The sequence below is a fragment of the Litorivivens sp. genome, from assembly GCF_057445395.1.
In genome coordinates, this window is the sequence record NZ_JBVBUV010000117.1 from 1 (window position 1) to 6,839 (window position 6,839).

7 protein-coding genes are annotated in these 6,839 nt (G+C 55.7%); 4 read left to right on the forward strand and 3 right to left on the reverse strand.

Annotated elements, in window-relative coordinates; all coding sequences use genetic code 11:
- Positions 1 to 628, reverse strand: a 628-nt coding sequence (locus tag AC222A_RS18405; RefSeq protein WP_486775407.1) for a hypothetical protein, incomplete at its 3' end; no start/stop codon positions are given.
- 162 nt (positions 629 to 790) lie between these two features.
- Between AC222A_RS18405 and bamJ the strand changes: the two genes are divergently transcribed.
- Positions 791 to 1,513 carry a BamJ family beta-barrel-assembly machinery protein gene (gene bamJ / locus AC222A_RS18410; protein ID WP_372749563.1) on the forward strand — a complete coding sequence of 241 codons (723 nt, stop codon included), beginning with the start codon at positions 791 to 793 and terminating at the stop codon, positions 1,511 to 1,513.
- 47 nt (positions 1,514 to 1,560) lie between these two features.
- Here bamJ and AC222A_RS18415 read toward each other — a convergent pair whose 3' ends face one another.
- Both AC222A_RS18415 and AC222A_RS18420 read right to left on the reverse strand, forming a co-directional pair.
- Positions 1,561 to 1,998: a hypothetical protein gene (locus AC222A_RS18415; RefSeq protein ID WP_486775408.1), complete on the reverse strand. Its 438-nt coding sequence runs from the start codon at positions 1,996 to 1,998 to the stop codon at positions 1,561 to 1,563.
- Positions 1,998 to 3,320 (reverse strand): sodium-dependent transporter, encoded by a 1,323-nt coding sequence (locus AC222A_RS18420; protein ID WP_372749561.1) that lies wholly within the window; start codon positions 3,318 to 3,320, stop codon positions 1,998 to 2,000. The genes AC222A_RS18415 and AC222A_RS18420 overlap by 1 nt, the downstream gene beginning before the upstream one ends.
- Before the next feature lie 216 nt (positions 3,321 to 3,536).
- Between AC222A_RS18420 and typA the strand changes: the two genes are divergently transcribed.
- The 3 genes from typA to dtd form a co-directional block, all read left to right on the forward strand.
- Complete coding sequence (typA, locus tag AC222A_RS18425) at positions 3,537 to 5,357, forward strand: translational GTPase TypA (RefSeq protein ID WP_372781289.1); 1,821 nt, start codon at positions 3,537 to 3,539, stop codon at positions 5,355 to 5,357.
- A 141-nt stretch (positions 5,358 to 5,498) separates the two neighbouring features.
- Positions 5,499 to 6,455, forward strand: a complete 957-nt coding sequence (gene pip / locus AC222A_RS18430; protein WP_372765189.1) for a prolyl aminopeptidase — start codon at positions 5,499 to 5,501, stop codon at positions 6,453 to 6,455.
- A 13-nt stretch (positions 6,456 to 6,468) separates the two neighbouring features.
- Positions 6,469 to 6,839, forward strand: a 371-nt coding sequence (gene dtd, locus AC222A_RS18435; protein ID WP_486775409.1) for a D-aminoacyl-tRNA deacylase, incomplete at its 3' end; no start/stop codon positions are given.

A 6,839-nucleotide genomic window follows, 5' to 3' on the forward strand; every position in this document is an offset into this window, starting at 1 on the left:
GTGCAACCGGCGCGGGTTTTGCTGGCTTTGCCGCTTTAGCTGCGGCCTTTGCCTTCGCTGGGGCCTTTTTCGCTGGTGCAGTCTTAGCGCTCTCGGCTTTGCTGGCGGGCTCGCTCTTTGCTGCCTTGGCTTTCGCGGGGGTGGCTTTGGGCTGCGCAGGAGCTGCTTTGGCCTTTGGCGCGGCCTTTTTGGGCGCCGCCTTCTTGGCTGCAGGTGCTTTCTTAGCTGGCGGCGCCTTTTTGGCGGCAGCCTTGGCTTTCGGCATGCTTTTGATAGCTGCCTGTTCGGCGGCATGGGCCGCTTTTTCCCGCTCTATTTCCGCCTTTATCTCGGCAATTTTAACGTTGGCTTCAGCCGCTGTCGCCTCGGCGGCAGTCAGAGCTTTCTCTGCCTTGGTTAGCGCTGTCTGGGCGCTCTTGGTCTGTGCAGGCGTTTTTGCCGCGCGCAATTTTTGCTGCGACGTTTTCAGCGCAGTTTTAAGCTTTTGGACGTCATTACCCGCCTTTTCGGCGGCGTTCTGCGCCTTTTTTAGCTGCTGAGCCTGGGTGTTCAGCAGCTTTTCTCGCAAGGCAGCCAGCTTTTTTTCCAGTGCTTCGACGCTGCCTGCCTTTTTATTATTGCCTGGCATGCTTCCTAACCTTCCGAAAATGTTCAAAAAAACATCAATTCCATTATACAAACTTGACGCACTATAGCTATTGTCCGGCCCCTAATTTGTGGCAGACTGTTGCCCCTGTTGTGCTGTATCACGGCACGAAATTCTCCTAAGAGTAGACGAGAAGGTACTGGAATGAAAAGAAAAGTCTTCGCCGTAGCGACCCTGGCCACTGTTTTGGCCGCCTGTGATGGCAAGGATGCCTCTGCCCCGGCGGAGGTGAAGCTCGATTCAGAAATGCAAAAAGTGAGCTACAGCTTTGGTGTGGACTTGGGTAAGCGCATCGGTCAAAACATGGAGCTGGACGTGGCCGCCTTTAGCGCTGGTGTCAGTGATGGTATCGACGGTGGTGAGCTGAAGATGTCCGAAGAGGACATGATGGCTACCCTGCAGGGTTATCAGCAAAAGAAAATGGCTGAAATGCAGGCCCAGGCCGAGCAGGACGCTGAGAAAAATCGCGTGGCCTCAGAAGCCTATCTGGCAGAAAATGCCAAAAAGGACGGTGTAGTTACACTGGAAAGTGGGCTGCAGTACAAGGTGATTGATAACGGCGATGGCGCCAAGCCTGCAGCTGATGACGTGGTCGAAGTGCACTATCGCGGCACCTTAATTGACGGTACCGAATTTGACAGCTCCTATGCGCGCGGTGAGAGCATTACTTTCCCGGTCAATGGTGTAATTGCCGGCTGGACCGAGGCACTGCAGCTGATGCCGGTGGGCAGCAAGTGGGAACTCTACATTCCCTCTGATCTGGCCTATGGCCCCGGCGGCACTCAGGGTGCGATTGGCCCAAACCAGGCACTTATCTTTGAAGTTGAGTTGCTGGGTATCGAAAAAGAAGAAGGCAGCGAAGGCTGAGCCAATTCAGCGCGCCGAATGTCTTGATGGACGTTAGGCGCGCCCTGTCAGCTCTCGGATCGGCGAATGCTGAAGTTATAGAGCCGGAATTGCCCCTCGTGAACCGCCAGTGTCGCGGTCACCAAAGCCTCCCCATTCTCAAATCGTGCCGGAAAGCTGTAGCTCAGGCGCTGTTCTTCACCAAATACCGACAATGCTGCCGTCAGAGTTGAAAACTGTAGGCTGTGCAGGCTTTTGAATTTGCCTAGCGGCCGGTACTGCTCAAGTACCTGATAAAGCTGCTCATTGCTGACCGCCTCGCGGGCTGCGGGGGTCAGGTGGTGGCGCAAGGCTTCTGGTTGCCAGCTGGAGATCTCGCTGAGCGCATCTTCAAGGTAAAGGCGCGCTTGGGCGGAGTGTTTGTCATCCTGTTCGGTGGCGTAATAGTAGAGCCCGCCAAAGACCAGCAGGCAAAAGCCAATAAACACATGCAGCGGTTTGAGCATTAGATCAGGCCGACGCTATGCAGAAAGACAATGAGAATACCGAGCGGTGCGATATAGCGCAGCGCGAAGTACCACAGGCTAAAGAAGGTGTCGGTATCGAAGCGGACACCCTCTTTCACATGGTCGCGGCTCATCACGAAGCCGGCAAATAGCGCAATCAGCAGGCCGCCCAGAGGCAAAATGTAGTTAGCTGTGATGTGATCCAGCGAGTTGAAGAAATCACTGGAGTAAATGCAGCCAATGCCGCCAAGCCAGCCAATCAGCGCCGCGCCGGTGGTGCCCACCTTGCGGTGTATGCCGTGTCGCTCAAGCCAGGCCACCCCGGGTTCAATCAGGGAAATAGACGAACTTAGTGCGGCTATGCTGACCAGAATAAAGAAAATACTGCCAAACACCATGCCGCCCGGCATGTGGGCGAAGGCAATCGGCAGTGAAACAAACATCAAGCCAGGGCCGGAGCTGGGTTCAAGGTTGTTGGCAAAGACCAGCGGAAAGATAGCCATGCCGGCTATAAGTGCGATGGCTGTGTCCAAAAAGCCAATGGTGATGACGGTTTTGCCAATGGAGTGCTCGCCTGGCATGTACGCACCGTAGGCCATGATCGCTCCCATCCCCAAACTCAATGTAAAGAAGGCGTGCCCGAGGGCAACCAATACCGCTTCTGTGGTGAGTTTTGAGAAGTCTGGCGTAAACATGAATTTCAGGCTGGTGATGAAATCACCCGTGGCCCAGCTGTAGCCGAGCAGAATAAGAAGAAAAACAATCAGCAAAGGCATCAAAATTTCGACCGCACGGCCAATGCCGCCGGTTACACCCGCCGCGATAACACCGCCTGTAAGTAGCACAAACAGGCTCTGCCAGCCCCATTGCCGGGCGAAACTGCCCGCCACATCGTCGAAATTAGCCTCGATGGCTGGTGCGGGTAAACCGTCATACTGAGCGGTCAGGCTTTGCCAGCTGTAATCCAGCGCCCAGCCAGCCACAACACTGTAAAACATCAGAATCAGCAGGCCGCCAATAACGCCGCCGATACCCACAATGCTCCACAGCTTGGGTGCATTTTCCCGCTCGGTCAGAATCAGCATTGCGTCTACCGGATTTGCGCGTGTGCTTCGACCCAGCATAACTTCAGCAATCATCACCGGCACGCCGACCAGTAAAATGCAGGCAAGATAGATTAGTACGAAGGCGCCACCGCCGTACTCGCCTGTTATATAAGGGAATTTCCAGATATTGCCAAGACCAACAGCGGACCCGGTAGCGGCAAGAATAAAGGTCCAGCGCTTGGTCCAGTTGTCTTTTACGGTCGCGTTATGAGTCATTTAGGTAGGCTTTAGTTTTAATTTGGACGGATTGTAACGGGATTAACACGCTTAACCCAAGGCAGTTGACTGTTTTATGGGCTATAATGCGCGCCGCTCGCGACCGGCGAGCCGGTGAAGACCGATTCTGACAGACGACGCTTCCCACGACATCCGTATTTTCAACGACGCCAGAAAGGCCTCGCAATTTCGGGGCACGCCCCACAGAGACTCTCAATGATCGAAAAGTTACGCAATATCGCGATTATCGCCCACGTTGACCATGGTAAAACCACCCTGGTCGATAAACTCCTCAGCCAGTCCGGTACACTTGATCGCCGCAGTGAAGGCGCCGAGCGCATCATGGACTCCAACGACCAGGAGCGCGAACGCGGTATTACTATCCTTGCCAAAAATACCGCTATCAACTGGAACGGCTACCGCATCAATATCGTGGATACGCCCGGACACGCGGATTTTGGTGGCGAGGTCGAGCGGGTGCTGTCGATGGTCGACAGTGTACTGCTGTTGGTCGACGCGGTGGATGGCCCCATGCCGCAGACCCGTTTCGTTACCCAGAAAGCTTTTGAGCGCGGCCTTAAGCCGATTGTGGTGGTGAACAAGATTGACCGTCCAGGCGCGCGTCCGCACTGGGTAATCGATCAGGTATTTGATCTTTTCGATCGTTTGGGTGCCACTGACGAGCAGCTGGATTTCCCGATCGTTTACGCGTCTGCCCTCAATGGCTACGCCGGCCCGGAAGCCGACGAGCTGGCCGAAGACATGACGCCCCTGTTTGAAATGATTGTCGACCGGGTTAGCCCGCCGGAAGTCGATGTCGACGCGCCGCTGCAAATGCAGATTTCTGCCCTGGATTACTCCAGCTATGTTGGCGTTATTGGGGTTGGCCGCATTACTCGCGGCACCTTGCGCCCCAGCCAGCAGCTGGTGGTGGTTGACCGTCACGGCAAGACGCGCAAAGGCCGCGTGCTCTCGGTAATGGGTTACCTTGGTCTGGAACGGGTGGAAGTGCAGGAAGCCCGCGCCGGCGATATCGTCTGTATTACCGGTATCGAAGGCCTGAGTATTTCCGACACCCTCTGCTCTCCAGAGGCGGTAGAAGCACTGCCAGCACTGACAGTCGACGAACCGACCGTCAGCATGACCTTCCAGGTCAACGACTCGCCGTTTGCCGGCAAAGAAGGCAAGTACGTCACCACCCGCAATATTTCCGAGCGTCTTGAGCAGGAGCTGATCCACAACGTGGCTCTGCGCGTGCGTCCGGGCGATACGCCGGACAAGTTCATTGTTTCGGGCCGGGGTGAATTGCACCTGTCGGTGTTGATTGAAAACATGCGCCGCGAAGGTTTTGAGCTTGGCGTATCGCGTCCGGAAGTGGTGCAAAAAGAAGTTAATGGTGAGATTCACGAGCCCTTTGAGCAGGTCGTGATCGATGTGGAAGAGCAGCATCAGGGCTCGGTCATGGAAGAGCTGGGTCTGCGCAAAGCTGAAATGACCAACATGCAGCCAGATGGCAAGGGCCGGGTAAAACTGGAGTTCATTGTTCCGTCACGCGGTTTGATCGGTTTCCGTTCGCTGTTTATGACCCTGACCTCGGGTTCCGGCATTCTGACCAGCATTTTTGATCATTATGGTCCGGTTAAAATGGGTGACGTTGGCGGCCGTAACAACGGCGTGCTGGTGTCTATGGTGCAGGGTAAGACCCTCAGCTATGGCCTGTTTAACCTGCAGGATCGCGGCAGACTGTTTCTGGGTCACGGTGAAGAAGTGTATGAAGGCCAGATAATCGGTCTGCACTCGCGCAGCAACGACCTTGTGGTTAACCCCACCAAGGCCAAGCAGCTGACCAACGTCCGTGCATCGGGTACCGATGAAGCGCTGACCTTGTCACCGCCAGTGCGTCATACGCTTGAGCAGGCGCTTGAGTTTATCGAAGACGATGAGCTGGTCGAAGTTACACCGGAAAGTATTCGTCTGCGCAAAAAACTGCTGAAAGAGCACGAGCGCAAGCGTGCCGGTAACGCTGCCAAAGGTTAAAGCCAGTCAGGAGGTTTGCCACTTGTTCGCTAAGTAAAGCAGTGGGTGCGGCTAAGCCGCGCCCACTGCTGCTCCAAAACGTCCTCGCTGAAACCGCCAGCATAGGCTAAGCTTTAATAGCAGCTGTGCTTGAGGTATTCAGTGCTACCCCTGTATCCAGAAATAAAACCCTATCGCACCTTCCAGTTACCGGTGGATTCACCGCACGTACTGTATTGTGAGGAAAGCGGCAGTCCGGATGGCGCGCCAGTGCTGTTTCTTCACGGTGGTCCCGGCGCGGGTTGCAATCACAACAGTCGACGCTTTTTTGACCCGGAAGCTTACCGGATAATTCTTTTTGATCAGCGCGGCTCCGGCCACTCGACACCGCATGCAGAAATCGCCAACAACACCCTGACTGATTTATTAAACGATATTGACCGTTTGCTCGATAGCCTCGGCATTGAACGCTGCCTGCTGTTTGGCGGCTCTTGGGGTGCTACCCTTGCGCTGGCCTACGCCCAATCCCGTCCAGAGCGGGTAAGCGGCATGGTACTGCGCGGTGTTTTCCTTTGCCGGCAACGCGACCTGGACTGGTTTTATCGCGACGGCGCCAACCGGGTATTTCCGGATGCGTGGGATGAGCTGCTTGCGCATGCCCCCGATAAAGACGATTTGATCGGCGGTTATTACCGGGAACTGCAGGTAAGCAACGATATAGAGCGCATGAGTGCCGCTCGCGCGTGGGCAAACTGGGAGGCTACCTGCGCCAGCCTGCGCCCACACCCGGGAGAACTGAAATCCAACAACGAAGCGCACAACGCGCTCGCCATGGCCCGGCTTGAAACCCACTATTTTGTAAACAAGGGCTTTCTGGCAGAAAATCAGTTGCTCGACAACGCCGCCAGTCTCCAGGGCATTCCAGGCATCATTGTGCACGGACGCTACGATATGGTCTGCCCGCTGGAAAACGCTGCGAGCCTGCACGCGGCCTGGCCTGAAAGTGAATTGCGCATCATTCGCGATGGCGGCCACTCGGCTTTTGAACCCGCCATGAGTGATGCCCTTGTTCACGCCACGCGGGATATGCTGCAATGGCTGACTGACCGCTCAGCATAAGGTACTCCCGTCAGTGAAAGCTTTAATTCAGCGTGTCCGCCATGCTCGTGTCTGCGTCGACGAAGAGGAGGTGGGTGCTATCGATCAGGGCATGTTGGTGTTCCTCGGCGTAGAGCGCAATGACACTCCGTTACTCCTGGAAAAAGTGGCCGAGCGACTACTCAACTATCGCCTGTTTGCCGATGAAGAAGGGCGGATGAATGCGTCGCTGCGGGACATCGATGGTGGCCTGTTGCTGGTGTCCCAATTTACCCTTGCCGCCGATACCCGCAAAGGCTTGCGCCCCGGTTTCTCCACTGCAGCTAGCCCGGCTGACGCCCAGCTGCTCTATAACGCCCTGCTCGACACACTGCGAGAACGTCATCCGACAGTCGAGGCTGGTCG

Excerpts from the sequence above, each read along its gene's own strand:
- AC222A_RS18415 (WP_486775408.1), bottom strand. The coding sequence starts at position 1,998 with ATGCTCAAACCGCTGCATGTGTTTATTGGCTTTTGCCTGCTGGTCTTT.
- bamJ (WP_372749563.1), top strand. The coding sequence starts at position 791 with ATGAAAAGAAAAGTCTTCGCCGTAGCGACCCTGGCCACTGTTTTGGCC.
- typA (WP_372781289.1), top strand. The coding sequence starts at position 3,537 with ATGATCGAAAAGTTACGCAATATCGCGATTATCGCCCACGTTGACCAT.
- AC222A_RS18420 (WP_372749561.1), bottom strand. The coding sequence starts at position 3,320 with ATGACTCATAACGCGACCGTAAAAGACAACTGGACCAAGCGCTGGACC.